Raw genomic sequence first — 758 nt, 5'->3', positions numbered from 1 at the left:
CCCGGCGCGGCGGCCGGGACCTGCCGGGCGGCGGGCCCCGGACCAGGTCGGCGGCTCAGACCAGGTCGCCCATGCCCACGACCTTCTCCGGCGTGATCCGCACCACCACCCGGGGCGCCTCGTTGGGGGAGTCGGGGTTGAACTCCACGTAGTCCGTCCCGACGTACTTCCGCGCCAGCTCGTCGATGAGCTCCTGGCCGCCGTCCGTGGTGAGGGCGGCAGTGCCGCGGATCTCGGCGTAGCTGTAGGGGGAGTCGGCGGGCTGCACGACCACGGTCACCCGTGGGTCGCGGCGCAGGTTCTTCTCCTTGCGGCGCCCCACGGTGGTGGAGAACAGGACGTCGTCGCCGTCCCGCTTCACCCACACCGGGGTCACCTGCGGGCTGCCGTCCGGCTGGACGGTGGCGACCATGATGAAGACCTTGCTGTCGAGAAGCTGCTTGAGGTTGTCTGACAGTGCGGCTGCCACGCTGTGCCCCTTCTCTCACTGGTCCGCCGCCGGCCGTCCCTCGCGGGAGCGCGACCGGTGGGCGGTTGGTCGGCGGCTGTACGAGTACCTCGCCCGAACCTATCCAAAGGGGACGGCCCTCCGCCTGCGCTGCCCGGCGGTGACACCCCGTCCGGCCCAACGCCCGTTGTCCGCCGTGCTGCCCGCGGCCTCCGGCGACACCCGGGACCGCCCGTACGCCCCGGGCACCCCCTACGCCCCGGACGTCTACGCCCCGGACGTCGCGTACGCCCCGGCCTCCGGGAGGTCG

General features: G+C 73.4%; 1 protein-coding gene. It reads right to left on the bottom strand.

Features of this window, described 5'->3' with window-relative positions:
- Positions 1-55: 55 nt before the first annotated feature.
- Complete coding sequence (locus ACYVE9_RS29325) at positions 56-469, bottom strand: PPOX class F420-dependent oxidoreductase (protein ID WP_461030909.1); 414 nt, start codon at positions 467-469, stop codon at positions 56-58.
- Between the last annotated feature and the right edge of the window lie 289 nt (positions 470-758).

This window comes from Streptomyces sparsus (genome assembly GCF_054776295.1).
Note: the sequence above shows the minus strand (reverse complement) of the source record. Positions and strands in the feature narration are given on the sequence as shown.